This is a genomic window from Pseudomonas sp. SJZ131, from assembly GCF_007828705.1.
Taxonomy (GTDB): domain Bacteria; phylum Pseudomonadota; class Gammaproteobacteria; order Pseudomonadales; family Pseudomonadaceae; genus Aquipseudomonas; species Aquipseudomonas prosekii.
Genome location: NZ_VIVC01000002.1, coordinates 635753 through 660783, shown reverse-complemented (window position 1 = coordinate 660783; position 25031 = coordinate 635753). Strand labels below are relative to the sequence as shown.

General features: G+C 59.7%; 21 protein-coding genes and 2 tRNA genes. 19 read left to right on the top strand and 4 right to left on the bottom strand.

The genetic code is table 11. The features are described from left to right. Positions 1–29: 29 nt before the first annotated feature. The 11 genes from FBY12_RS09925 (at position 30) to pdeM (ending at position 13789) form a co-directional block, all read left to right on the top strand. Complete coding sequence (locus FBY12_RS09925; RefSeq protein ID WP_145252753.1) at positions 30–2480, top strand: penicillin acylase family protein; 2451 nt, start codon at positions 30–32, stop codon at positions 2478–2480. A 188-nt stretch (positions 2481–2668) separates the two neighbouring features. Then, positions 2669–3703 carry a ligase-associated DNA damage response exonuclease gene (locus tag FBY12_RS09920; protein ID WP_145252752.1) on the top strand — a complete coding sequence of 345 codons (1035 nt, stop codon included), beginning with the start codon at positions 2669–2671 and terminating at the stop codon, positions 3701–3703. Continuing rightward, positions 3700–5388, top strand: a complete 1689-nt coding sequence (locus tag FBY12_RS09915) for an ATP-dependent DNA ligase (RefSeq protein WP_121757265.1) — start codon at positions 3700–3702, stop codon at positions 5386–5388. Before FBY12_RS09920 ends, FBY12_RS09915 begins: the two co-directional genes overlap by 4 nt. A gap of 111 nt (positions 5389–5499) precedes the next feature. Continuing rightward, positions 5500–6042, top strand: a complete 543-nt coding sequence (locus FBY12_RS27650) for a hypothetical protein (RefSeq protein WP_178111743.1) — start codon at positions 5500–5502, stop codon at positions 6040–6042. Between the two features lie 192 nt (positions 6043–6234). Next, a complete protein-coding gene (locus tag FBY12_RS09905) occupies positions 6235–7017 on the top strand; it encodes a transporter substrate-binding domain-containing protein (RefSeq protein ID WP_092272210.1) in 783 nt (260 codons plus the stop codon). A gap of 56 nt (positions 7018–7073) precedes the next feature. Further along, on the top strand, positions 7074–7802 hold the full coding sequence (locus FBY12_RS09900) for an ABC transporter permease (RefSeq protein WP_145252751.1): 729 nt from the start codon (positions 7074–7076) through the stop codon (positions 7800–7802). Then, complete coding sequence (locus tag FBY12_RS09895) at positions 7799–8509, top strand: ABC transporter permease (protein WP_101207623.1); 711 nt, start codon at positions 7799–7801, stop codon at positions 8507–8509. The genes FBY12_RS09900 and FBY12_RS09895 overlap by 4 nt, the downstream gene beginning before the upstream one ends. A 27-nt stretch (positions 8510–8536) precedes the next feature. Next, positions 8537–9655, top strand: a complete 1119-nt coding sequence (locus FBY12_RS09890) for a succinylglutamate desuccinylase/aspartoacylase family protein (RefSeq protein WP_145252750.1) — start codon at positions 8537–8539, stop codon at positions 9653–9655. A 13-nt stretch (positions 9656–9668) separates the two neighbouring features. Then, positions 9669–10433, top strand: coding sequence for an ABC transporter ATP-binding protein (locus tag FBY12_RS09885; RefSeq protein WP_121731049.1), 765 nt, complete (start codon positions 9669–9671; stop codon positions 10431–10433). Positions 10434–10649: 216 nt separating this feature from the next. Beyond that, the gene (locus FBY12_RS09880) at positions 10650–13136 is read left to right on the top strand and encodes a ligase-associated DNA damage response DEXH box helicase (protein WP_145252749.1); all 2487 of its coding nucleotides are present in this window, start codon (positions 10650–10652) and stop codon (positions 13134–13136) included. Next, the gene (gene pdeM, locus FBY12_RS09875; protein WP_145252748.1) at positions 13136–13789 is read left to right on the top strand and encodes a ligase-associated DNA damage response endonuclease PdeM; all 654 of its coding nucleotides are present in this window, start codon (positions 13136–13138) and stop codon (positions 13787–13789) included. Before FBY12_RS09880 ends, pdeM begins: the two co-directional genes overlap by 1 nt. 171 nt (positions 13790–13960) lie before the next feature. Here the strand turns inward: pdeM and FBY12_RS09870 are convergent, their stop codons facing one another. Together FBY12_RS09870 and dcd are read right to left on the bottom strand one after the other, a co-directional pair. Beyond that, positions 13961–14167 carry a hypothetical protein gene (locus tag FBY12_RS09870; protein WP_121731052.1) on the bottom strand — a complete coding sequence of 69 codons (207 nt, stop codon included), beginning with the start codon at positions 14165–14167 and terminating at the stop codon, positions 13961–13963. Positions 14168–14273: 106 nt separating this feature from the next. Further along, positions 14274–14840, bottom strand: coding sequence for a dCTP deaminase (gene dcd, locus FBY12_RS09865; protein ID WP_054047011.1), 567 nt, complete (start codon positions 14838–14840; stop codon positions 14274–14276). 355 nt (positions 14841–15195) lie between these two features. On the opposite strand from dcd, the gene FBY12_RS09860 reads away from it, so the two are divergent. Both FBY12_RS09860 and FBY12_RS09855 read left to right on the top strand, forming a co-directional pair. Next, positions 15196–15405, top strand: coding sequence for a cold-shock protein (locus tag FBY12_RS09860; protein WP_002554837.1), 210 nt, complete (start codon positions 15196–15198; stop codon positions 15403–15405). Positions 15406–15537: 132 nt separating this feature from the next. Beyond that, positions 15538–16965, top strand: a complete 1428-nt coding sequence (locus FBY12_RS09855) for a toxin-antitoxin system YwqK family antitoxin (protein ID WP_145252747.1) — start codon at positions 15538–15540, stop codon at positions 16963–16965. Between the two features lie 78 nt (positions 16966–17043). Here FBY12_RS09855 and FBY12_RS09850 read toward each other — a convergent pair whose 3' ends face one another. Further along, the gene (locus FBY12_RS09850; RefSeq protein WP_145252746.1) at positions 17044–18051 is read right to left on the bottom strand and encodes a DUF481 domain-containing protein; all 1008 of its coding nucleotides are present in this window, start codon (positions 18049–18051) and stop codon (positions 17044–17046) included. Positions 18052–18217: 166 nt separating this feature from the next. On the opposite strand from FBY12_RS09850, the gene FBY12_RS09845 reads away from it, so the two are divergent. The 4 genes from FBY12_RS09845 (at position 18218) to FBY12_RS09830 (ending at position 22991) form a co-directional block, all read left to right on the top strand. Continuing rightward, the gene (locus FBY12_RS09845) at positions 18218–18571 is read left to right on the top strand and encodes an MGMT family protein (protein ID WP_121731055.1); all 354 of its coding nucleotides are present in this window, start codon (positions 18218–18220) and stop codon (positions 18569–18571) included. Positions 18572–18614: 43 nt separating this feature from the next. Continuing rightward, a complete protein-coding gene (locus tag FBY12_RS09840) occupies positions 18615–20174 on the top strand; it encodes an AmpG family muropeptide MFS transporter (protein WP_121731056.1) in 1560 nt (519 codons plus the stop codon). 130 nt (positions 20175–20304) lie between these two features. After that, positions 20305–22020, top strand: coding sequence for a proline--tRNA ligase (locus FBY12_RS09835; protein ID WP_145252745.1), 1716 nt, complete (start codon positions 20305–20307; stop codon positions 22018–22020). Positions 22021–22037: 17 nt separating this feature from the next. Next, entirely contained in the window at positions 22038–22991 is a 954-nt protein-coding gene (locus FBY12_RS09830; RefSeq protein WP_092272253.1) for a hypothetical protein, read from the top strand. A 109-nt stretch (positions 22992–23100) separates the two neighbouring features. Here FBY12_RS09830 and dinB read toward each other — a convergent pair whose 3' ends face one another. Then, positions 23101–24162: a DNA polymerase IV gene (gene dinB / locus FBY12_RS09825; RefSeq protein WP_145252744.1), complete on the bottom strand. Its 1062-nt coding sequence runs from the start codon at positions 24160–24162 to the stop codon at positions 23101–23103. Positions 24163–24462: 300 nt separating this feature from the next. Here dinB and FBY12_RS09820 point away from each other — a divergent pair. Then, positions 24463–24539, top strand: a tRNA-Met gene (locus FBY12_RS09820). Positions 24540–24759: 220 nt separating this feature from the next. Then, positions 24760–24836: transfer RNA gene (locus FBY12_RS09815), tRNA-Met, on the top strand. Positions 24837–25031: the final 195 nt, after the last annotated feature.

Below are 25031 nucleotides of genomic sequence, written 5' to 3'. Positions count from 1 at the left end.
TGCGTTACTACCCCCGCAGGAGCTTTGCCATGGCCTCGCCAGCCCTCACACATTTTCTTCCCCGGTTCGGCGTTGCCGCAGCAGTGGCCGGTGTTTTGAGCCTGACCGGTTGTCAGACCTGGGACACTCAGGACACCCTCCCCCCAGCCTCCGGCGTGCAGCCGCTCAAGGGTTTGGCGCAGAACGTTTCGGTGCGGCGCAATGCCATGGGCATGCCGCTGATCGAAAGCAACAGCTTCCACGACGCGCTATTCGCCCTCGGTTACGTGCACGCCAGCGACCGCATCACGCAAATGGTCACCATGCGCCTCTTGGCCGAAGGCCGTTTGGCAGAAATGTCCGGCGCCGACCTGCTCGACGCCGACCGCTACATGCGCGCCGTCAACCTGAAGAAAAGCGCCGGCGAGCTGTATAAAGCTTCGTCGCCACGCCTCAAGCGCTTCTTCGAAGTCTATGCGCGCGGCGTCAACGCCTACCTGTTCCGCTACCGCGACAAGCTGCCGGCCGACCTCGCCGCCAGCGGCTACAAACCTGAATACTGGAAACCTGAAGATTCGGCGCTGATTTTCTGCCTGCTCAACTTCAGCCAATCGGCCAACCTGCCGGAAGAAATTTCCGCGCTGGTGCTCGCGCAAACCGTCACCACCGACAAACTGCCGTGGCTGACGCCGTCCGCGCCCGACGAAAAACTGCCGGTGGCCGAAGCGGACAAACTGCAAGGCATCAAGCTCAACGGCGCGATTCCCGGTCTGGCCGAAATCAGCAAAGCCACCGCGCAACTGGCGGATTTGAACATGCTCGGCGCCACCTCCTCGAACAACTGGGCGATCGGCCCGCAACGCAGCCGCAGCGGCAAAAGCCTGCTGGCCAGCGACAGTCACGGGCCGCTGGGCGTGCCGTCGCTGTACAGCTACGTGCAGATCCGCGCGCCGAAATATCAGGCGGCGGGCGTCAGCGTCGCCGGCCTGCCGATGGTGCTCGGCGGTTTCAACGGCAAAGTGGCGTGGAGCATGACCGCGGTCATGGGCGACAACCAGGACCTGTTCCTGGAAAAAATCCGCCGCCAGGGCAATGGCCTCGCTTACGACGTCGGCGACAAATGGCAGCCGGTGGCCGTGCGCAACGAAACCTTCTTTGTCAAAGGCCAGCGCTCGATTCGCGAACCGGTGTACGAAACCCGCCACGGCGCGCTGCTCAACAGTGCGCAGGGCCTGAACATGGCCAATGGTTTTGGCGTCGCGTTGCAGACCCCAAGCTTCACTGACGACAAAACTCTGGACGCTTTTTTCGACCTGTCCCGCGCACAAACCGTCGAGAAAGCCTCGGACGCCAGCCGCGAGATCCGCGCCATCGCCCTCAATCTGGTGTTCGCCGACGCCAGCAACATTGGCTGGCAAGTCACCGGCCGTTACCCGAATCGCCGCGAAGGCGAAGGCCTGCTGCCATCGCCGGGCTGGGAAGGTCGCTACGACTGGGACGGTTACGCCGACCCGATGCTCCATCCTTACGACCAGGACCCGGCGCAAGGCTGGCTCGGCACCGCCAACCAAAGGGTGATTCCGCATGGTTACGGCATGCAATTGTCGAATTCCTGGTCTGCCCCGGAACGCGGCGAGCGCATGGCCCAACTGGCCGGCGCGGGCAAGCACGAAACGCGCAGCCTGATCGCCATGCAGTACGACCAGACCACCACGTTCGCCGCCAAACTGAAAAGCATGTTTGAAGCGCCGGGCATGCCGCAGCCGCTGAAACAGGCAATCGACAAGTTGCCGGAAGCGGATCGCAGCAAGGCTCGCGAAGCGTTGACGCGCTTGATGGCGTTCGACGGCAAGCTCAGCCCGACCTCTGCCGACGCAGCGATCTACGAGTTGTTCCTGCAGGAAAGCGCCAAGCAGATTTTCCTCGACGAACTTGGCCCGGAAAGCAGCCCGGCGTGGCAAGCCTTTACCGCCAACGGCGAGTTGTCCTACGCGGCGCAGGCCGATCACCTGCTCGCTCGCGAAGACAGTCCATTTTGGGACGACGCGCGCACCCCGCAGAAAGAAGACAAACCGGCGATTCTCGCGCGCAGTCTGGCGGCGGCGATCAGTGCTGGCGACAGCCAAATGGGCGGCGATCACAAGGCCTGGCAGTGGGGCAAATTGCACCGCTACGAATGGAAAAATGCCAATGGCCAGACCGTTCGCGGGCCGATGGCGGCCGGCGGCGATCACACCACGTTGAACACCGCAGCGTTCGCCTGGGGCGAGAACTTCAATACAACGCGAGTACCGGCGATGCGTTTTATCGTCGACTTCGGCCAGGCTGAACCGCTGATGGGGCAGAACGGCACCGGGCAGTCGGGCAATCCGGCGAGCCCGAATTATCTGAACAGCATCGACCCATGGCTGAAAGGCCAATACATGAGCCTGCCGCTGCAGCCGCAGAACTTCGACAAGGTGTACGGCAAGGCGCGTTTGACCCTGACACCGGGGAAATAAGCAACAATCCTGCCCCCCGTGGGACCGAGCTTGCTCGCGATGAGGCCTTTACAGTCAACGATGAGGCTGACTGAAATTCCGCCATCGCGAGCAAGCTCGCTACCACAGGAATCGCGCTGAACTCCGATAGAACTTCCCCCCTCACGCAAGCCTCATACCTAACAAGTCCCCCGAATTTGGCAACAAATATGGATCTTGTTATCGCGCGCCCGGAAGGTTTGTACTGTCCCGCCGGGGATTTTTACATCGACCCGTGGCGCCCGGTGGAACGTGCGGTGATCACCCACGCTCACGGCGATCACGCGCATCGCGGCAATCAGCATTACCTCGCAGCGACGCCCGGCGAAGGGATTCTGCGCTCGCGTCTGGGCCAGGACATCAACCTGCAAACCCTGCCCTACGGCGAGCGTTTGCTGCACCACGGCGTAACCCTGAGCTTTCATCCGGCCGGCCATGTGCTTGGTTCGGCGCAAGTGCGTCTCGAATACGGCGGTGAAGTCTGGGTCGCCTCGGGGGATTACAAAATCGAGCCCGACGGCACCTGCGCGCCGTTCGAACCGGTGCGCTGCCACACCTTCATCACTGAATCGACCTTCGGTCTGCCGATCTACCGCTGGCAGCCGCAAGCGCAGATTTTCGCCGAGATCAACCAATGGTGGCGGGCCAATATCGCCGCGCAAAAGGCCAGCGTGCTGCTCTGCTATTCCTTCGGCAAGGCGCAGCGGATTCTGCACGGCATCGACGCCAGCATCGGCCCGATTCTCTCGCACGGCGCCGTCGAACCACTGAACCGCGTCTATCGCGACGCGGGGATTTATCTGCCGCCGACGATTTACGCCGGCGACATCAAAAAAAGCGACCCGATCATGCGCCAAGCTTTGGTCATCGCCCCGCCCTCCGCCGGCGCGAGCACCTGGATGCGCCGCTTCGGCGACTACAGCGACGGTTTCGCCAGCGGCTGGATGCGGTTGCGCGGCCCACGGCGGCGGCGCGGGGTTGATCGCGGGTTTGTGCTTTCGGACCACGCCGATTGGCCGGGCCTGCTGTGGGCCATCGAGCAGACCGGCGCCGAACGAGTGATGGTCACTCACGGCTCGATTGGTGTGCTGGTCCAGCATCTGCGCGAGAAAGGCCTCGACGCCCAAGGTTTCAGCACTGAATACGGCGATGACGAAGAAGAAAACAGCGCCGCGCCCGCCGAACTTGCCGAGGGGCAACGATGAAAGCCTTCGCCGAGCTGTACGCCGAACTCGACGCCACCACCTCAAGCAACGCCAAACTGGCGGCCATGCAAGCCTACTTTGCACAAGCCGCGCCGGAAGATGCGGCATGGGCGGTGTACTTTTTGTCTGGCGGGCGGCCTCGGCAATTGGTGCCGGTGCGCGCACTGCGGGAATTGGCGGTGAGCATTTCCGGACTTTCGCCGTGGTTGTTCGAGGAAAGTTACCAGGCTGTCGGCGATCTGGCGGAAACCATTTCACTGGTATTGCCGGAAAGCGATCACAGCTCAACCGACGGCCTCGCGGTATGGATCGAAGAAAAACTGCTGCCGCTGCGCGGTGAAACGCCGGAATTTCTCGCCCGACATTTGCCGTCGCTGTGGGCACAACTCGACAGCGCGAGCCTGATGCTGTGCATCAAATTGATCACCGGCAGCTTTCGCGTCGGCGTCTCGAAGTTGCTGGTCACTCGCGCATTGGCGGCGATGGCCGATCTCGACAGCAAACGTGTGGCCCAGCGTCTGGTGGGTTACACCGACCTGTCCAACCGCCCGACCGCTGCGAGTTACCTGAAACTGATCGCGCCGCAATCCGATGAAGAACACGCGCAACGCGGCGGTCAGCCTTACCCGTTTTTTCTCGCGCATGCCTTGGCGCAACCGGTCGAGCAGTTTGAAGCGCTGCTCGGCCCGGCCAGCCAATGGCAAGTGGAATGGAAGTGGGACGGCATCCGCGCGCAAGTAGTGAAGCGCGAGGGACGGTTGTGGATCTGGTCGCGCGGCGAGGAATTGGTCAGTGAGCGCTTCCCCGAATTGCATGCGCTGACCCACGGTTTGCCGGACGGCACGGTGATCGATGGTGAAATTGTGGTGTGGAAATCCTCGCAACCGGACACCGAGGACGCCTTCGATCCGCAATCCACCGCGCCGCCATCCGTGCAGCCGTTTGCCTTGCTGCAACAACGCATCGGGCGCAAAACCCTCGGCAAGAAAATCCTCGAAGACGTGCCGGTGGTGGTGCTCGCCTACGATTTGCTGGAATGGCAGGGCGAAGATTGGCGCAACCACACGCAGGCTGAGCGCCGCGCGCAATTGGAGCAGGTGATCGCGACGTGCAACAGCCCGGTGCTGCTGGCCTCGCCGCTGCTCACCGGCAAAGACTGGTTCGACCTCGCCGAACAGCGCGAAGCGTCGCGGCGCCTCGGCGTCGAAGGGATGATGCTCAAGGCGCGGGACGCGATGTATGGCGTCGGCCGGACCAAGGACATGGGCGTCTGGTGGAAATGGAAAGTCGAGCCGTTCAGCGTTGACGCGGTGTTGATCTACGCGCAACGCGGGCATGGCCGGCGCGCGAGTCTTTATAGCGACTACACGTTCGCGGTGTGGGACGGCCCGCCGGACGCCAGCGAGCGTACGCTGGTGCCGTTTGCCAAGGCGTATTCGGGGCTGACCGATGAGGAAATGCGCAAGGTTGACGGCATCGTGCGCAAAACCACGGTGGAGAAGTTCGGGCCGGTGAGCAGTGTGACGCCGAGTCTGGTGTTTGAGCTGGGCTTCGAAGGCATCGCGCTGTCGAAACGGCACAAAAGCGGAATCGCCGTGCGCTTCCCAAGAATGCTGCGCTGGCGCCAGGACAAAACCGTCGAAGAAGCCGACAGCCTCGCAACCCTGCAAGACCTCCTGAGCTAACCGATTGCCCCTGTAGGAGCGAGGCTTGCCCGCGAAAGCGGAGTGTCAGTCAAAGAGATTTCGCTGAACCACCGCTATCGCGAGCAAGCTCGCTCCCACAGGGGTTCAGCGGTGTCCACAGAAGCCGTGTACGGAACCGAATCAAATGTGGGAGTGAGCCTGCTCGCGATGACGGCGTGTCAGTTGAAAGAGATTTCGCTGACCCACCGCTATCGCGAGCAGGCTCACTCCCACAGGGGTTCAGCGGTGTTCATAGAAACCGTGTACGGAACCGGATCAAATGTGGGAGCGAGCTTGCTCGCGATGACGGCGTGTCAGTTGAAAGAGATTCCGCTGACCCACCGCTATCGCGAGCAGGCTCGCTCCCACAGGGGTTCAGCGGTGTTGATAGAAACCATATACGGAACCGGATCAAATGTGGGAGCGAGCTTGCTCGCGATGACGGCGTGTCAGTTGAAAGAGATTCCGCCGACCCACCGCCATCGCGAGCAAGCTCGCTCCCACACGGGATTGGTGGTGTTCACGGATATTCTGTTCTGCGCGAACCTTGTAGGAGTGAGCCTGCTCGCGATGGCGCAGGGTCAGTCAAAGCAAATACCAACTGACTCCGCGCTTTCCCAAAACAACCCTCATCCAGCCTTTCCCCGGATCTGAACTATATTGGTGCAGCAATTTCCGCACGCCCATTTGCGTGCACAAATCCTGTTCAGGCATTTGTTGAATCACCTTTTAAAACGCTTGTTCGGGACTCTGGTTCGGAAATTGCTACTTTCATTAGGTCTTACGCTTTCCAGTAACAATAATTCTGCGCCACAAGCGCTCATATTGGTTTTTAGGGATTGAATAATGAAAAAAGCATTGCTGACCCTTTCTGCACTGGCGTTGTGCATGGCTGCCGGCTCCGCGCTGGCCAAGGAATATAAAGAGCTGCGTTTTGGCGTTGACCCTTCCTACGCACCGTTCGAGTCGAAAGCGGCCGATGGCAGCCTGGTAGGCTTCGATATCGACCTGGGCAACGCGATCTGCGCCGAGCTGAAGGTCAAGTGCAAATGGGTCGAAAGCGATTTCGACGGCATGATTCCGGGCCTCAAGGCCAATAAATTCGACGGCGTGATCTCTTCGATGACCGTCACCCCGGCTCGCGAAAAAGTCATCGACTTCTCCAACGAACTGTTCTCCGGCCCAACCGCTTACGTGTTCAAGAAGGGTTCCGGCCTGAGCGAAGACGTCGCTTCGCTGAAGGGCAAGACCGTCGGTTACGAGCAAGGCACCATTCAGGAAGCCTACGCCAAAGCCGTGCTGGACAAGGCCGGGGTGAAAACCCAGGCCTACCAGAACCAGGATCAGGTGTATTCGGACCTGACGTCGGGTCGCCTCGATGCCGCCATTCAGGACATGTTGCAAGCCGAACTGGGCTTCCTGAAGTCGCCAAAAGGTGAAGGCTACGAGATCAGCAAGCCGGTCGACAGCGAATTGCTGCCAGCCAAAACAGCTATCGGTATCTCTAAAGGTAACAAAGACCTCAAGGCACTTTTGGATAAAGGTATCAAAGCGTTACACGACGATGGCACCTACGCCACCATTCAGAAGAAACACTTTGGCGATCTGAATCTGTACAGCGGCAAATAATGCCCGGCGCCCATCTCACGATGGGCGCTTTTTTTACTCGATCAGGTTGCTGATTTATGTTCGAAAACCTCTTACAAAATCTGGGGCTCTCTGCCTTCAGCCTTCAGGGCTTCGGTCCGTTGCTGATGCAAGGCACCTGGATGACCATCAAATTATCGGTGTTGTCGCTCTTAGTCGCCGTGCTCCTCGGCTTGCTGGGCGCCAGTGCCAAACTGTCAAAACTCAAACTGGTGCGCGTGCCGGCGCAGCTCTACACCACGCTGATTCGCGGGGTGCCGGACCTGGTGCTGATGCTGCTGATTTTCTACAGCCTGCAAACCTGGCTGACGTCGTTCACCGATTTGATGGAATGGGAATACATCGAAATCAATCCGTTCAGCGCCGGGGTCATCACCCTGGGCTTCATTTACGGCGCGTATTTCACCGAAACCTTCCGTGGCGCCATTCTCGCGGTGCCGCGCGGCCAGGTTGAGGCCGCCACCGCGTATGGCCTCAAACGCGGGCAGCGCTTTCGGCTGGTGGTGTTCCCGCAGATGATGCGTTTCGCCCTGCCGGGCATCGGCAATAACTGGATGGTGATGCTCAAGGCCACCGCGCTGGTGTCGATCATCGGCCTTGCCGATCTGGTCAAGGCTGCGCAGGACGCCGGTAAAAGCACCTATCAACTGTTTTACTTTCTGGTGCTCGCCGCGCTGATTTATCTGGTGATCACCAGCATTTCCAACTTCGTCCTGCGCTGGCTCGAACGCCGCTACGCCGCCGGCTCCCGGGAGGCCGTACGATGATCGAACTCTTGCAGGAATACTGGAAACCCTTCCTTTATACCGACGGCTACAACATCACCGGTCTGGCGATGACCATGTGGCTGCTCAGCGCCTCGATCTGCATTGGTTTTGTGGTGTCGATCCCACTGTCGATTGCGCGGGTGTCGCCGCACTTCTACATTCGCTGGCCGGTGCAGTTTTACACCTACCTGTTCCGTGGCACGCCGTTGTATATCCAGTTGCTGATTTGCTACACCGGCATCTACAGCCTCGCGGCGATCCGGGAACAACCGGTGCTCGACGCGTTCTTTCGGGATGCGATGAACTGCACCATCCTCGCTTTCGCCCTGAACACTTGCGCCTACACCACGGAGATTTTCGCCGGGGCGATTCGCAGCATGGCGCACGGTGAAGTCGAAGCGGCCAAGGCCTACGGTCTGACCGGCTGGAAGCTCTATGCCTACGTGATCATGCCGTCCGCCCTGCGTCGCTCGTTGCCGTATTACAGCAACGAAGTGATCCTGATGCTGCACTCGACCACCGTGGCATTCACCGCGACCATCCCGGACATTCTGAAAGTGGCGCGGGACGCCAACTCGGCGACGTTCCTGACGTTTCAGTCGTTCGGCATCGCCGCGTTGATCTACCTGACCATAACCTTTGCGCTGGTTGGCCTGTTTCGACTTGCCGAACGCCGCTGGCTAGCCTTCCTCGGGCCGACCCACTAGGCCTTTTACTGTTTCAGGAAACGCACGATGCGCCACCAGATCCATGACTTGCTGGCCCCGCTGCCGGGGACTGCGCGACACATCCACAGTTTTCATTTCGGCCCCGCGTCGGCCACAGGCAAGATCTACATCCAGGCGTCCCTGCACGCCGACGAATTGCCCGGCATGCTCGTCGCGTGGCACCTCAAGCAACGCCTGGCCGAGCTGGAAGCGGCCGGGCGTTTGCGCAGCGAAATTGTCCTGGTGCCGATTGCCAACCCGGTCGGCCTCGAACAAGTGCTGATGGACGTGCCGCTGGGCCGTTACGAGCTGGAGAGCGGGCAGAATTTCAACCGCTGGTTCGTCGATTTGAGCGAAGAAGTCGGCAACGATATCGAAGGCCAGCTCGGCGACGATCCGCAGCACAATCTCCAATTGATCCGCAGCAGCCTGCGCAACGCCCTCGCCCGCCAGACCGCCAGCACGCAGTTGCAATCCCAGCGCCTGACCCTGCAACGGCTGGCCTGCGACGCCGACATCGTGCTCGACCTGCATTGCGATTTCGAAGCCGTCGCGCACCTTTACACCACGCCCGAGGCCTGGCCGCAGGTCGAGCCGCTGGCGCGCTACATCGGCGCCGAGGCCAGCCTGCTCGCCACCGATTCCGGCGGTCAGTCGTTTGATGAGTGTTTTACCTTGCTTTGGTGGCAGTTGCAGGAACGCTTCGGCGAGCACTTCAATATTCCGCTGGGGAGTTTTTCGGTCACCGTCGAATTGCGCGGTCAGGGTGACGTCAATCACCCGTTGGCCAGCGTCGATTGCCAGGCGTTGCTCGACTATCTGATCCACGTCGGCGCCATCGCTGGCGAAGCGGCGCCTCTGCCCGATCTGCCTTATCCCGCCACGCCGCTGGCCGGCGTCGAACCGGTGGCCACGCCGGTCGGCGGTTTGCTGGTGTTCTGCGCGCAACCGGGGCAATACCTGCAAGCAGGGCAACTGATCGCCGAAGTCATCGACCCGATCCTCGATCGCGTCACCCCAATCCACTGCACCGCCGCCGGGTTGATGTACGCCCGCTCGCTGCGGCGCATGGCCACTGCCGGCATGGTGATCGCCCACGTCGCGGGCACCGAAGCCTATCGCAGCGGCTACCTACTTTCGCCTTGAGGATGCATGCCCCATGTACAAACTGACCATCGAAGGCCTGCATAAGAGTTACGGCGACCATCATGTGCTCAAAGGTGTTTCGCTCAAGGCCAACACCGGCGACGTGATCAGCCTGATCGGCGCCAGCGGCTCGGGCAAAAGCACGTTCCTGCGTTGCATCAATTTCCTTGAGCAACCCAACGACGGCGCAATGAGCCTCGACGGCAAAGACGTGCGCATGGTCAAGGACCGCCACGGCATGCACGTCGCCGACCCTGATGAACTGCAACGGATCCGCACGCGGCTGGCCATGGTGTTCCAGCATTTCAACTTGTGGAGCCACATGACGGTGCTGGAAAACATCACCATGGCGCCGCGCCGCGTGCTCGGTTGCAGCAAAGAAGAAGCCGAGGACCGCGCGCGGCGTTATCTGGACAAAGTCGGTTTGGCCGCGCGAGTGGCCGATCAATACCCGGCGTTCCTCTCCGGCGGCCAGCAGCAACGGGTAGCGATTGCCCGCGCACTGGCGATGGAGCCGGAGGTGATGCTGTTCGATGAACCGACCTCGGCGCTCGACCCGGAACTGGTAGGCGAAGTGCTGCGGGTGATTCAGGGGCTGGCCGAAGAGGGCCGGACGATGATCATGGTCACCCACGAAATGAGCTTCGCGCGCAAAGTGTCGAGCCAAGTGTTGTTCCTGCATCAGGGTCTGGTGGAAGAAGAAGGCGCGCCGGAAGAGGTGCTGGGCAACCCGAAGAGCGAGCGGCTGAAGCAGTTTCTCAGCGGTAATCTCAAATAACCGCCACCCAACAACACCGCTCACCCTGTAGGAGCGAAGCTTGCTTGCGAAGGCGTCCTATCAGCCAACGATTATGTTGACTGATACGACGCCTTCGCGAGCAAGCTCTGCTCCTACAGGTCCGTGTGTGGTCATCAATGTCAGTACATCATCTTTAAACCTTTCGCCCGCCGCCGTGGTCACTGAAAGAAGACTTTCAGAGCGCACACGGCCGGCATGGGCAACTCCCCCGACTACGCAAAAAAATGGTTCACCGCTCGCGGCTGGAAGCCATTCGCCTTTCAGAAACAGCTGTGGACGGCAGTCAAAAACGGCGAATCCGGGATGCTGCACGCCAGCACCGGCGCCGGTAAAACCTACGCGGTGTGGTTCGGCGCGCTCAATCGCTTTGCTTCTACCGTCACGCCCGTTGAGAAACCGAAAAAGCGCAAACCGCCCGCCGAGCCGATCACCGTGCTGTGGATCACGCCGATGCGCGCCTTGGCCGCCGACACCGCGCGCGCGCTCGAAGCGCCGTTGCAGGATTTGCAGATTGGCTGGAGCGTTGGCCTGCGCACCGGCGACACCAGCAGCAGCGAACGTGCACGCCAGAGCCGGCGCTTGCCGACAACGCTGATCACCACCCCGGAAAGCCTGACCCTGATGCTCGCCCGCGCCGATGCGCAAACGGCGTTGTCGACGTTGCGCATGGTGGTGGTGGATGAATGGCACGAATTGATCGGCAACAAACGCGGCGTGCAGTTGCAACTGGCCCTCGCGCGGTTGCGCCACTGGCATCCGGAGTTGATCGTCTGGGGCGTTTCCGCGACGTTGGGTAATCAGGACCACGCGCAGCAGGTATTAATCCCACAAGACAACGGCGTCAGCGTGCAGGGCGAAAACGGCAAAGACCTACGCGTCGACACCCTGCTGCCTCCCGCCATCGAACGTTTTCCGTGGGCCGGGCACATCGGTTTGAAGATGTTGCCGCAAGTGGTCGCCGAACTCGATTCCAGCCCCAGCACGCTGGTGTTCACCAACACCCGCGCGCAATCGGAGATCTGGTATCAGGCCTTGCTGGAAGCGCGCCCGGACTGGGCCGGGCTGATTGCCTTGCATCACAGTTCACTGTCGCGCGACACCCGCGATTGGGTGGAGCGCGCGCTCAAGGACGGTCAACTGAAAGCGGTGGTCTGCACCTCCAGCCTCGACTTGGGCGTGGACTTTTTGCCGGTCGAACGCGTGCTGCAGATCGGCTCGGCGAAAGGCGTGGCGCGGCTGATGCAGCGTGCCGGTCGCTCCGGTCACGCGCCGGGGCGGGTGTCACGCGTGACGTTGGTGCCGACCCATAGCCTCGAACTGGTCGAAGCTGCCGCCGCGCAAGACGCCGTGGCGCAACGGCGCATCGAACCGCGCCAATCGCCGCACAAACCGCTGGATGTGCTGGTGCAGCATCTGGTCAGCATGGCGCTCGGCGGTGGCTTTATTCCTGAAGAGTTGTACGAAGAAGTCTGCGGCGCCTGGGCTTATCGCGATCTGACCCTGGCGGATTGGGCGTGGGCGCTGGCTTTCGTACGTCACGGCGGACTTTCTCTGACGGCGTATCCGGATTATCGCCGGGTCGAACCGGACGAACACGGCGTGTGGCGCGTACCCGATGCGCGACTGGCGCGACGGCATCGCATGAGCATTGGCACGATTGTCAGCGACGCGAGCATCCAGCTGAAGTTCTGGAGCAAGGGCGGTGGCGGCAAAACGCTGGGCAGTGTCGAGGAAGGGTTTATCGCCCGCCTCAAGCCTGGCGATGGATTCCTGTTTGCCGGGCGATTGCTGGAACTGATTCGCGTCGAAAACATGACCGCGTATGTACGCCGCAGCACGGTCAAACGCGCCGCGGTGCCGCGTTGGAATGGCGGGCGCATGCCGCTTTCCAACGAATTGGCGCGGGCGGTGGTCGCACGTTTCAGCAGCGCCGCCGAGGGCACATTTGTCGGCCCGGAAATGAAAGCGCTGCGCCCGCTGCTGGAAGTGCAGCAACGCTGGTCCGGCCTGCCGACTGAAAACAGCTTGTTGGCCGAAGCGCTGAAGTCGCGCGAAGGCTGGCATTTGTTCCTGTATCCGTTCGCCGGGCGCCAAGTGCATTTGGGCCTGGCGAGCCTGTTGGCGTGGCGGATCAGTCAACGCCAAGCGGTGACGTTCTCGATTGCGGTCAACGATTACGGGCTCGAATTGCTCAGCGCCACCTATGTCGATTGGTCCGAACACCTGGATCCGGCATTGCTCAGCGCCGACAATCTGCTCGCCGACGTGCTCGCCAGCCTGAATGCCGGGGAACTGGCACTGCGACGCTTTCGCGAGATCGCCCGGATTGCCGGGCTGGTGTTCGCCGGTTACCCCGGCGCGCCGAAAAGTACGCGGCAGGTGCAGGCATCGAGCGGTTTGTTTTTCGAGGTGTTCAAACAGTACGACGCCGACAACCTGTTGTTGGCCCAGGCTGGGGAAGAAGTCCTACGGGAAGAATTGGATATTCGGCGACTGGAGGAAACGTTGGCCCACATCAATAGTTTGAGATTCGACTTGCATCAGATCAAACGTCCTACGCCACTGGGCTTTCCGCTGTTGGTGGAAAGAATGCGCGAGAGCATGAGCTCGGAAAAACTCGCTGATCGCATCCGCCGAATGGTCGGTGATCTGGAAAAAACCGCTGAAACCGGGAAAAACTGATGGGCGCGCCTTTTCCCGTGCGCCTGGCTGGCGAAGAGCTGTGGTTGTTGCCCGAGAAAGCGATTTATTGGCCGGCGCAACAGGCTTTGCTGATCGCCGACGTGCATTTCGGCAAGGCTGCGGCGTATCGCAGCCTCGGGCAACCGGTGCCGCGCGGCACCACCTCGCAAAACATCGCGGTGCTGGATGGCTTGCTGGCGGCCCTGCCCTGCCGTCAGTTGATATTTCTTGGCGACTTTCTGCATGGGCCGGGTTCGCACGCGACCGAGACCTTGAACGCCTTGGCGACTTGGCGCGAGCGCCATAAAGAGCTGCCGATGACGCTGATTCGCGGCAATCACGACAAACGTGCGGGCTATCCGCCGGACTCGCTGAATATCCGCGTGGTCCCGGAACCGCTGCTGCTGGGGCCGTTTGCGTTGCAGCACGAACCGGATCCGCACCCGAGCCGCCACGTACTGGCGGGCCACGTGCACCCGGTTTATCGGTTGCATGGCAAGGGTCGGCAAAGTTTGCGTCTGGCGTGTTTCAGATTGGGCGAGCAGATCAGCCTGATGCCTGCGTTCGGCGCGTTTACCGGCGGGTATCAGGTGGATCGGGATGAGAGCTGTCGGGTGTTCGTCATCGGCGATGGCGAGATTTGGCCAGTTTGAATTGTGGGAGCAAAGCTTGCTCGCGATGGCGTTTAATCAGGCAAATATTCGTTGACCGATGCACCGCCATCGCGAGCAAGCTTTGCTCCTACGGGTAACGCGTTATCGAATAGGGGTAAGGCGTTATCAATCCCGCGTCATGCGACGAGCGCGGGATCAATATCAGCGATATCAGGCGACAGGCGCCGGAGGTGGCTCATCTGGCAGGGTTGGCACACCGGGTTCGGTGGGCTCTTCGTTAGGGGTGTCTGGGTCGGGTTGGCCGGGGATGCCCCCTGCCAGCATTGGCGGATGCGCCAACAAGGACCAGGCCAGGACACCGACTTGATTGGGCTCGAGCCTGGCCAGTTCGGCGCTTATTTGCGGATCGATCTTCATGGAGCACTCCTGAGCAGTGGCCCGGTCCGCTGTAAGCAAACCGGGCAGTACACCCAATAGAGTGTTTAGCCGCCAAAGAATTCCCCGAACCTGTCAGATGGACGACTCAGGTGCGTGGCAATGTGACGCCGCGCTGGCCCTGATACTTGCCGCCACGGTCCTTGTAGGACACTTCGCACTCTTCGTCGGATTCGAAAAACAGCATCTGCGCCACGCCTTCATTGGCGTAGATTTTCGCCGGCAGGGTCGTGGTGTTGGAGAATTCCAGGGTGACGTGACCTTCCCATTCAGGCTCAAGCGGCGTCACGTTGACGATAATGCCGCAACGCGCGTAGGTGCTTTTACCCAGGCAGATGGTCAGCACGTTGCGCGGGATGCGGAAGAATTCCACGGTGCGCGCCAGTGCAAAGGAGTTCGGCGGGATGATGCAGACGTCGCTGGTGACATCAACGAAGCTCTTCTCGTCGAAGTTCTTAGGGTCGACGATGGCCGAGTTGATGTTGGTGAACACCTTGAATTCACCGGCGCAGCGTACATCGTAGCCATAGCTCGAGACGCCATAGGAGATCAGCCGCTCGGCACCTTCACCGCGCATCTGGCGCTCGACGAACGGTTCGATCATGCCGTGCTCTTGCGCCATGCGGCGAATCCACTTGTCCGATTTGATGCTCATGGCGGGGTGTCCTGAATAGCGAGGTGGAAAAATTCTGTCCGGCATCTTACTAGGCGCACGCTCCGGGTTCAAAGTGCGAGAAATAATTCTCGGCGATCCCCCGTGATTGCCGGGCCTTGGCGTCGATCCGATGCACCGTCAGTCACGAAATCAGAGAAACATTCGCAAGAAGCATTGGCACGTTCTGCAAAAAGGGTTAAGGTGGCGCCACTGTGCTGCTTGTGTCACTGAGAATCTCTACACGATATGTTGAATTTCGATCCAACCATCTACAAGAATTTTTCCTGCTCTTTGCACTCAGTCTCGGCCAGGGTTCTTCCTGCGTCGCAGTTATCTTTGTTCAAGGAGTTACACCATGTCTAATCGCCAAACCGGTACCGTTAAGTGGTTCAACGATGAAAAAGGCTTCGGCTTCATCACTCCACAATCCGGTGACGACCTGTTCGTTCACTTCAAAGCTATCCAATCCGACGGCTTCAAAAGCCTGAAAGAAGGCCAACAGGTTTCTTTCATCGCTACCCGCGGTCAGAAAGGCATGCAAGCTGAAGAAGTTCAAGTTATCTAACTTGTACTTGCTTTAGTAAAAAGCCCCGCCCTTAAAAGCGGGGCTTTTTTGTGGGCGAGTATTTTTGCCTTATGCCAGAGCGCCCTCCTTCTATATGATTCGCCACCTGGAAAATCACATGGAAGCAGCAGGATGCCGTTCAACCAATGGAAAACCCTGGGCGCAGCACTGATCGCCCTCTCATTGCCCTTCTCGATTCACGCCGATCCCCGCCCCGACCACCCGACCATCATCGTCGGCATGAACACCCACGCAACCTATCTCGCCAAAGGCCCTGACGCACAAGGCGCCTCGCAGTTACAGCTGCGCGCGGCGGTATTACTGCAGCTGTCGACCGAACACGCTTGCGGCAGCAACGAGGTTTACCTCACGCCGGAATCGGTGGGTGTGCCCAACGAATCGTTCGGCCGACTGATCGACGAAGTGCAGCAACTGATCGACGATGAAACCCCGTTGCTGATAACGCTCTCGGAATGCGAAGGCAAACGCGCATTTTTCGAGAAAGTCCGCGCCTGCACGCCGGAAGAATGCACGCAACTGACCACATCGCTGGTGGACGGCAAGTTGTATCTGGACGAGGAATACGCGCCGACCAGCAAAGGTCAGGCGACGTTCTACCTGCCGATGCCACTGACCTACGATAAAAAGCGCAAAGCCTGGCACGCGAAGATCCATTACGTGGAAAACCGCGCCGTACGCCGCGACTATTTCGTCGACGCCGAGGACTTTGTCTCGGGCAAACCGGTGCTCGAATCAAAAACCTATTACTCAAACGGAAAAATCGGCCAGACCCTGAACTACGACTTGCAGGGCAACCCGCAAGGTGAAGTGCTCAGCTATTCCGACAGCGGCGCGCTCACCAAGCGCTCTCATTACCTGGACGGTCAACTGGAAGGCTGGGAAACCACTTATCACGACAACGGCAAAGAGGCAGAAGCCTATAACTGGCATCAGGGCAAACGCGTCGACGGCGAATACCTGGAACATGACGAAAACGGCGCAGTGATTGGCCGAATCAGTTATCGCAACGACGTTCCGGACGGCCCGGCCCTGAGCTATTACCCCAACGGCAAACTCAAGGACAGCAGCACTTTCGTCGCAGGCCTGTCACAGGGCGCCAGCACGTCCTACTTCGAAGACGGCGCGGTGCGCAGCACGCGCAACAACGTCGACAGCAGCCCGGACGGCTGGGTCATCAGCTACTACGCCGACGGCAAAGTCGAAGAAAAAAACTATTTCGAGAAACAGGTACAACGCAGCTACGCCACGTGGAATGCGCAAGGCGTGCAAACCGTGCAGTGGCAATGGGACGAAAAGCATCGCGAACAGGGCGATTTCAAGGAGTGGTATCAGAACGGCCAGTTGAAGGACCACCGCATCTACAAGGACGGCAAACTGCAGGGCCCGGCCATCACCTGGTTCGAAAACGGCCAGATGAGCTCATCGGTCGATTACGTCGAGGGCCGCGAGCAAGGCGTGATGCGTATGTGGAAGCAGGACGGCACGCCGAATGGCGAATGCCGCTACGAGGCCGGCGTGCGTCAGGGTGAATGCACGTAAGCCGCGGTTGCTCCCCTAAAAAAAATCAAAAAAAATCGCAGCCTCAGTGGCTGCGATTTTTTTGATTCTGTCAGCTGTTTACCAAGCCACGCCAAACCCTGCGGTGTAGCGCGTCTTGTTCAAATCCGCGTCACTGGTGCCGCTGATGACATCGCGCTCGGCTTTGAGGTTAAGCGAAGCCCACTCGGTGACCTTGTAGCGCAAGCCCAATTCGGCATCCAGCGAGTAATCGGCCACGCCGGAAAGCGGCTTGCCCAGTTCGCCATTGGTGAAGAACTCGACTTTCTTGCCAATCAGGTAACGGTTGTAATCCCACTTCATCGCGACCGAATAGAAGTTGTCCTTGCCGCCATCGCTGTATTCGTAATCGGTACGGTTGAGCAGCGAACCCAGCGAGAACGCGCCCAGTTCGTTGTCCCAGAATTGATAACCCGGACCGGTACCGACGACGCGCTGACGAGACAGCTCTTCGACCTTGTCGCGTTTGTAGTTCAAGCGACCCTGCCAGTACCAGTGATCCGTCAGGAAGCGGTCGAGGGAGTATTCGGCGCGCCAGTTATCGGTGGTGACCACGTCGTCCTGAAATTCGCGGTTGTACTCGCCTTCGGCAATGTGCCGCCAGCGACCATGACGCGCGGATGTCTTGAAGCCGACGTCGTAATCATCGGTGTCCTTCTCGGCGCGCTGATAATCCAGGGCCATGTCGACGTTGCCCTTCCACACCAGATCTTCGACCACCGGTTTAGGCTTGAGAATCTGCTGGATACTCGTCAACTCGACGGTTTTCGGCGCTTCGCCGTTGGCCAGGGTGACTTTGCCATCCTCGGCCGCGTGCAGCGATTTGGCCTTCTCGCCGTTGTAAGCGTCTTGTTTGACCAGCAGCTCCTGATCGCTCTCCAGGGTTTTGACCTGTTTCCAGTCAATCGGGATAGCGCCGGCGTACGCGGTCTGGATCAGCAGTTTGCCGCCATCGAACACAGTGATCTTGCCGCTTAACTTGTCACCGTTTTTCAACCATACGGTGTCGGCGAGCAAAGGCGTGGAAGCACTGAAGACAGCGAGGCACAACAAGGTTCTGGACAACATAAGCGGATCGAAGGCTCTGGTTTGCGAAAAAAAGTCGGCATTATCCCTGGGAATAACGCGCTAGCAAGGACAGACCCGACTATTTCAATTGAGTTCATTTCTCAATTGTCACTTCAGGATCTAATCTGCCGGCGACAGAAACCAATTTCCCCCAGGTATTGCGGACGTGAACGACGTAACCAGCGAACCCGAAAGCCCGGCGCAAATCCGACGCACGGCACTCTATTTGACCTTGGCCCAAGTGCCCGAAGGCAAAGTCGTCAGTTATGGGCAATTGGCCCAACTGGCCGGGCTCGGCCGCGCCGCGCGCTGGGTCGGGCGCACCTTGAGCCAATTGCCCAGTGACACCACGCTGCCATGGCATCGCGTGCTCGGTGCCGGTGGGCGAATCAGCTTGCCGGTGGGCAGCGCTTCGGGCGATGAACAACGCGCGCGTTTGCGCACCGAAGGCGTCAGTGTCCTGAACAATCGTGTTGATATTCAGCGTCATGGCTGGCGCCCGGTAGAGCACAGCGGTTAGAGTGCGCGCTTTGTTTCCGTAATCTTGAGGCAGACTCCAGCCCATGCCCCGTAAAACCTGGCGCGCCGCGCTCGCCGCCTATGCCAGCCCTTCAACACTTGTGCTGTTGTTGCTTGGTTTCGCCGCCGGCCTGCCCTACATGCTGGTGTTTTCGACGTTGTCAGTCTGGTTGCGTGAAGCCGGTGTTGCTCGCGAAACCATCGGTTATGCAAGCCTCATCGGTTTGGCCTACGCCTTTAAATGGGTGTGGTCGCCGCTGCTCGATCAATGGCGCCTGCCGTTACTCGGCAAACTCGGCCGCCGCCGCTCGTGGCTGGTGCTTTCGCAATCATTGGTGATCCTCGGCCTGATCGGCATGGGTTTCTGCGATCCGCAGAAGCACTTGTCATGGCTGATCGCGATTGCCGTGGTCGTCGCATTCGCCTCCGCCACGCAAGACATCGCGGTCGATGCCTACCGTCTGGAAATCGCCGACGACAGCCGCCAGGCCGCCCTAGCTGCCAGCTACATGTCCGGTTATCGCATTGCTGCGTTGCTGGCGACCGCTGGTGCGCTGTTCTTCGCCGAGGGTTTTGGCTCCACCGGTTTCAACTATCAGCACTCGGCGTGGGCCGGCACTTATGTGCTGTTCGGCGCGCTGATGATTCCTGCGCTGCTGACCACGCTGTTCATGCGCGAACCGCCGGTGCCGCTGCGCACTCAATTGCAGGCCGGGCGCTACAGTTTTGTCCATCAACTGGCGTCGGTGTTTGTCCTGATCGTGCTGCTGGTGTCGGTGCCGGCCATGTTCACCCAGCTCTACAACACTGATTTCGCCAGCGTGCTGTTCGGCAACGACAGCCTGCTCGACCTGCTGCTCGAAGACCGCGCGTTCCTGCGCGCGATCCTCTATATCACGCTGACCGCCATGTGCCTGTCAGCCATGGGCCGCCGCGGTCTGGCGCCGGTGCTGACGCCGATCAACGACTTCATTCTGCGTTACCGCTGGCAGGCCTTCCTGCTGCTCGGGCTGATCGCGACGTATCGGATGTCCGACACGGTGATGGGCGTGATGGCCAACGTCTTTTACATCGACCAGGGTTTCACCAAGGACCAGATTGCCAGCGTCAGCAAAATCTTCGGTCTGATCATGACGCTGGTCGGCGCCGGCATGGGCGGTTTGCTGATCGTGCGATTCGGCATTCTGCCGATCCTGTTGATCGGCGGCATCACGTCGGCGGGCACCAACCTGCTGTTCCTGATGCTGGCGGACATGGGTCCGGACCTGAACATGCTGATCCTGACCATTTCCCTCGACAACTTCAGCTCGGGCCTGGCGACTTCAGCGTTCGTCGCGTACCTGTCGAGCCTGACCAATCTAAAGTTCTCCGCCACTCAATACGCCCTGCTCAGCTCGATCATGCTCTTGTTGCCGCGCCTGATCGGCGGCTATTCCGGGGTCATGGTGGAGAAATTCGGCTATCACAACTTCTTCCTGATCACCGCGCTGCTTGGCGTGCCGACGCTGCTGCTGATCGCCCTGCACTGGTTCCAGGAGAGCCGCCGGGCCGGCCCAAAGCCGACACCTGAACCGGCACAAACGCCGGTCGCGGATCAGCCGTAGGAAAGTTCTTCGATGGCGCGAGGAATCGCGCCATCGAGCCACACCGCCGGCCGCACTTCTGTACGTCAGCAGATCTCGCCCGTACAATGCTCCGTCATTTCTCGTCATCAGCAACCGACAACGGCCAACCATGCGCACCAGTCAATTTTTGCTCGCCACACAGAAAGAAACGCCTTCCGACGCGGTCGTGATCAGCCACCAGCTGATGCTGCGCGCCGGCATGATCCGCAAACTCGCCTCGGGCCTGTACACCTGGCTGCCGATGGGCTTGCGAGTCATGCGCAAGGTCGAAGCCGTCGTTCGTGAAGAAATGAACGCCGCCGGCTCGCTCGAAGTGTTGATGCCGAGCACTCAGCCGGCTGAACTGTGGCAGGAATCCGGTCGCTGGGAAGAGTACGGTCCTGAGCTGCTGCGCTTCAAGGATCGTCACGGTCGCGATTTCTGCGCCGGCCCGACCCACGAAGAAGTGATCACCGACCTGATGCGCAACGAGTTGAGCAGCTACAAACAGCTGCCAATCAACGTGTTCCAGATCCAGACCAAATTCCGTGACGAAATCCGTCCACGGTTCGGTTTGATGCGCGGCCGCGAATTCATCATGAAGGACGCCTACTCCTTCCACGCCGACCAGCCATCGTTGCAGGTCACTTACGATCGGATGCACCAGGCCTACTGCAATATCTTCACGCGCCTGGGCCTGAAGTTCCGTCCTGTCGAAGCTGACAACGGCTCGATCGGCGGTGCCGGCTCCCACGAGTTCCACGTACTGGCTGAATCCGGCGAAGACGATATCGTCTTCAGCAACGGTTCCGAGTACGCGGCGAACATCGAGAAGGCCGAAGCCGTACCGCGCGAAACGTCCCGCGCCGCGCCTGCCGAAGAGCTGCGTCTGGTCGACACACCGAACGCCAAGACCATTGCGCAACTGGTCGAAGGTTTCGGTCTGCCGATCGAAAAAACCATCAAGACCCTCGTGGTTCACGCCGAAGAAGCGGGCAAGCTGATTGCCCTGATCATCCGTGGCGACCATGAGCTGAACGAAATCAAGGCCTCCCAGCAGCCAGGCGTTGCCAGCCCGCTGGTGATGGCGTCCGAGAGTGAACTGCGCGACGCGATTGGCGCCGGTGCCGGTTCCCTCGGTCCGTTGAACCTGCCGCTGCCAATCATCATCGACCGCTCGGTTGAACTGATGAGCGACTTTGGCATTGGCGCCAACATCGACGACAAGCACTACTTCGGCGTGAACTGGGAGCGCGATCTGCCGGTTCCAACCGTGGCCGACCTGCGTAACGTTGTCGCTGGCGACCCGAGCCCGGACGGCAAAGGCACCCTCGAAATCAAGCGCGGCATCGAAGTCGGGCACATCTTCCAGCTGGGCAACAAGTACAGCAAAGCGATGAAGTGCGAAGTGCTGGGCGAGAACGGCAAGCCGGTGACCCTGGAAATGGGTTGCTACGGCATCGGCGTTTCGCGCGTGGTGGCTGCGGCCATCGAGCAGAACAGCGACGACAAAGGGATTATCTGGAGCGACACCCTCGCGCCATTCCAGATCGCTTTGGTGCCACTGCGCTACGACAACGAACAGGTTCGCGAAGCCACCGACACGCTGTACGCGCAATTGACCGCGGCCGGTTTCGAAGTGCTGCTGGACGATCGTGACAAGAAAACCAGCCCGGGCATCAAGTTCGCGGACATGGAGCTGATCGGCATTCCGCACCGGATCGTGGTCAGTGACCGCGGCCTCGCCGAAGGCAACCTGGAATACAAGAGCCGCACCGAGGCCGAAGCGCAAGCGCTGCCGGTCGCTGACGTGCTGTCCTTCCTCCAGGCGCGTATCCGCCGCTGACACCAGATAGAGAAGTCATGTTCAAGCGAAACACCTTAGGCCTCGGTGGTGCCGCCCTGTGCGGCACCCTGCTGGTCAGCGGTTGTGCCAATCAAATGTCGCAACGCAGCGAGCACGAGGAACGTGTCGAGCGCAAATTGCTCGATCACAGCCTGCAGATCGATGTCGGTGAGCCCAAGGTGCTTGAGCTGCCGCAACGACGAGTGAAAATCCACGAGCAGAAATCCTTCGAAGTCACCGAGTTCGAGGTCACGCGGCATTACGACCGCTATACACCTTACCAACCTTGGCGGGAGGTCTACGAGATCCCGCTGGGGATGGTCGCGGTGGTGGCCGGTGTTGGCGCGAACGTGGTCAACGTGTTCGCCCTCGGCAACCTGCCGGACAGCGTGACCAAGGATTGGCTGAGCTACGGTTTCGCCGGGATCAACCCGTTCATGAACGTGCAGTCTCACGGCCGCGCCCAGCAAAACCTCGCCGGCATCGACGAAGTTCAGCTGGACAAGCGCACCGAATATTCGAGCCTGCCGTGGAGCGAACGCCCGGTACAGGTCAAGGCTGGCAAGGAAACCTTCGAACTGAACACCGACAAGAACGGCGTGTTGCGCCTGAACCTGTTGGACAGCCCGTTCGCTGAACATGACATCAACCATCTGAGCCGGCTGCTGATTACCGTCGCCGACGCCCAGGACGACGTGCACACTGACTCGTCCCTGGCGGTCAGCAGCGGGTTGCGCGGCAAACTGCTCGAAGCGCATGGCTTGATTTACGACGATCTTGAAGACGACGAAGTGAGCCAGTGGGTACACCGGGTCAAACGTCTGTCGGAATTGGGTCTGGAAGAAGAAGCCAGTGAGCTGGAGCAAAGCCTGATCGAGCTGACGCGCAACGATCCGGAGCTGCAGACCGAATTCCTCAAGTCATTGACCAAGGATGCCGGGCGACTGGTGGCGGATCCGAATCCGAATTAATGGCAAAAGCTTCGCGGGCAAGCCTCGCTCCTACGGGTATCGTGTTTTTCTGTAGGAACGAGGCTCGCCCGCGAAAGCGTCCTCACATTCACCGCATCAAAACCTGTCGCTACCGCTCAAACAACTCCATCTGCTCAAACCCTCCGCGCAAATCCTCCAACCGCACCCCGACCCCTAACAACCGCACCGGTTTACCGCCGCGATTGAACGCCTGGGTCAATAACAACTGATAACTGCCCAGATCCCGCCCTGCCCCGGCCTGTTCCAGCGTGGTTTGCGTGAAGTCATGGAATTTCACTTTGACGAACGGTTTGCCCGGCCGATAGCTGCTGTCGATCCGCGCCATGCGTCCGGACAGGGTTTCGAGCAATTCAGGGAGTTTATCCAGACAACTGCGCAGATCCGGCAGATCGACATCGTAGGTATTTTCGACGCTGATGGACTGCCGACGGTTGTCGTTATGCACCAGCCGCTCATCTATCCCACGCGCCAGGCTCCAAAGTCGCTCACCGAAACTGCCGAATTCGCGCACCAGCGCCAATTTGTTCCACTCGCGCAAATGCGCGCAATCGACGATGCCGAGCCGGCCGAGCTTGTCGGCGGTGACCTTGCCTACGCCGTGCAGTTTGCTCACTGGCAATCCGCTGACGAAATCCTCGACCTGATCCGGCGTAATCACGAACAAACCGTTGGGCTTTTTCCAGTCACTGGCGATCTTCGCCAGAAACTTGTTCGGCGCCACGCCAGCAGACACGGTGATGTGCAGTTGATTGGAGACGCGACGACGGATGTCCTGAGCAATGCGCGTGGCGCTGCCGCCGAAATGCGCGCTGTCGGACACGTCGAGGTAAGCCTCGTCGAGGGAAAGCGGTTCGATCAGGTCGGTGTAATCGGTGAAGATCGTGTGAATTTCCTTCGATGCTTCTCTATAGGCGTCCATTCGCGGCTTGACGATGGTCAAGTCCGGGCACAGCTTCAAGGCATGCCCCGACGACATCGCCGACCGCACGCCATAGGCCCGCGCTTCGTAGTTACAGGTCGCAATCACGCCGCGCCGGTCCGCCGAACCGCCCACCGCCAGAGGCTTGCCGGCCAGGCGCGGGTCGTCACGCATCTCGATGGCGGCGTAGAAACAGTCACAGTCGACGTGGATGATTTTGCGTTGAGTCATATAAAAGCGGTGTTCATGGCAAATAAATACGGCGTTAACGAGCCGGGCCGGCAGTATCTCACTGACACCTGTATATAGCACCAGTACTCTGAATCTTCTTTATTACGTGTAGGAAAAGGCGCGATGAATTTGTTTTCTCAATCGAACGAACCCTCCCAATAGAGCTGCAGCCCTTGCCATGCCTGCCTTGTAGCGCTTTCACCCACCCCTTTCCAAGGCTAAGCGATTGAACAACAAGCGTTTTTCTTCACATTGAAGGTTGACACACTCGCGCTGCGCTGTAGAATGCCGACACACAGACGCGGGATGGAGCAGTCTGGTAGCTCGTCGGGCTCATAACCCGAAGGTCGTCGGTTCAAATCCGGCTCCCGCAACCAAACATCAAGAAAGGCTACTCGAAAGAGTGGCCTTTTTTGTGCGCGTCTATTTTGTCTGATTCGGCACTTGGCCGCGCACTGGCGATAAAGCAGAAATCGTTCTGATTCCGATGCTTACCTGTCACTCGTCACCATCGGACGCTAATTCACGCTTATTTGACCTAATTCAAAGTTAACCGTTGACACCCCGGCGTTCCTCTGTAGAATGCCGCCACACAGACGCGGGATGGAGCAGTCTGGTAGCTCGTCGGGCTCATAACCCGAAGGTCGTCGGTTCAAATCCGGCTCCCGCAACCAAACATCAAGAAAGGCTACTCGAAAGAGTGGCCTTTTTTGTATCTGTCGAAAAAGTCCTTTCGCAACAATGATCTGTCATCGTGCAGTGAACCGTACCAGACCCGCCCTCGCCTTCAGGCCAGTCTATGCTGAGTCCTTGGCTGGCTGTGTACGACCGATGACGCACGATCACCGAACAGCGGTGAGAGGCGTTAC

Bases quoted from the DNA above. Each gene is read 5' to 3' on its own strand.
- FBY12_RS09925 (WP_145252753.1), top strand. From the start codon at position 30: ATGGCCTCGCCAGCCCTCACACATTTTCTTCCCCGGTTCGGCGTTGCC.
- FBY12_RS09920 (WP_145252752.1), top strand. From the start codon at position 2,669: ATGGATCTTGTTATCGCGCGCCCGGAAGGTTTGTACTGTCCCGCCGGG.
- FBY12_RS09915 (WP_121757265.1), top strand. From the start codon at position 3,700: ATGAAAGCCTTCGCCGAGCTGTACGCCGAACTCGACGCCACCACCTCA.
- FBY12_RS09905 (WP_092272210.1), top strand. From the start codon at position 6,235: ATGAAAAAAGCATTGCTGACCCTTTCTGCACTGGCGTTGTGCATGGCT.
- FBY12_RS09900 (WP_145252751.1), top strand. From the start codon at position 7,074: ATGTTCGAAAACCTCTTACAAAATCTGGGGCTCTCTGCCTTCAGCCTT.
- FBY12_RS09895 (WP_101207623.1), top strand. From the start codon at position 7,799: ATGATCGAACTCTTGCAGGAATACTGGAAACCCTTCCTTTATACCGAC.
- FBY12_RS09890 (WP_145252750.1), top strand. From the start codon at position 8,537: ATGCGCCACCAGATCCATGACTTGCTGGCCCCGCTGCCGGGGACTGCG.
- FBY12_RS09885 (WP_121731049.1), top strand. From the start codon at position 9,669: ATGTACAAACTGACCATCGAAGGCCTGCATAAGAGTTACGGCGACCAT.
- FBY12_RS09880 (WP_145252749.1), top strand. From the start codon at position 10,650: ATGGGCAACTCCCCCGACTACGCAAAAAAATGGTTCACCGCTCGCGGC.
- pdeM (WP_145252748.1), top strand. From the start codon at position 13,136: ATGGGCGCGCCTTTTCCCGTGCGCCTGGCTGGCGAAGAGCTGTGGTTG.
- FBY12_RS09870 (WP_121731052.1), bottom strand. From the start codon at position 14,167: ATGAAGATCGATCCGCAAATAAGCGCCGAACTGGCCAGGCTCGAGCCC.
- dcd (WP_054047011.1), bottom strand. From the start codon at position 14,840: ATGAGCATCAAATCGGACAAGTGGATTCGCCGCATGGCGCAAGAGCAC.
- FBY12_RS09860 (WP_002554837.1), top strand. From the start codon at position 15,196: ATGTCTAATCGCCAAACCGGTACCGTTAAGTGGTTCAACGATGAAAAA.
- FBY12_RS09855 (WP_145252747.1), top strand. From the start codon at position 15,538: ATGCCGTTCAACCAATGGAAAACCCTGGGCGCAGCACTGATCGCCCTC.
- FBY12_RS09850 (WP_145252746.1), bottom strand. From the start codon at position 18,051: ATGTTGTCCAGAACCTTGTTGTGCCTCGCTGTCTTCAGTGCTTCCACG.
- FBY12_RS09840 (WP_121731056.1), top strand. From the start codon at position 18,615: ATGCCCCGTAAAACCTGGCGCGCCGCGCTCGCCGCCTATGCCAGCCCT.
- FBY12_RS09835 (WP_145252745.1), top strand. From the start codon at position 20,305: ATGCGCACCAGTCAATTTTTGCTCGCCACACAGAAAGAAACGCCTTCC.
- FBY12_RS09830 (WP_092272253.1), top strand. From the start codon at position 22,038: ATGTTCAAGCGAAACACCTTAGGCCTCGGTGGTGCCGCCCTGTGCGGC.
- dinB (WP_145252744.1), bottom strand. From the start codon at position 24,162: ATGACTCAACGCAAAATCATCCACGTCGACTGTGACTGTTTCTACGCC.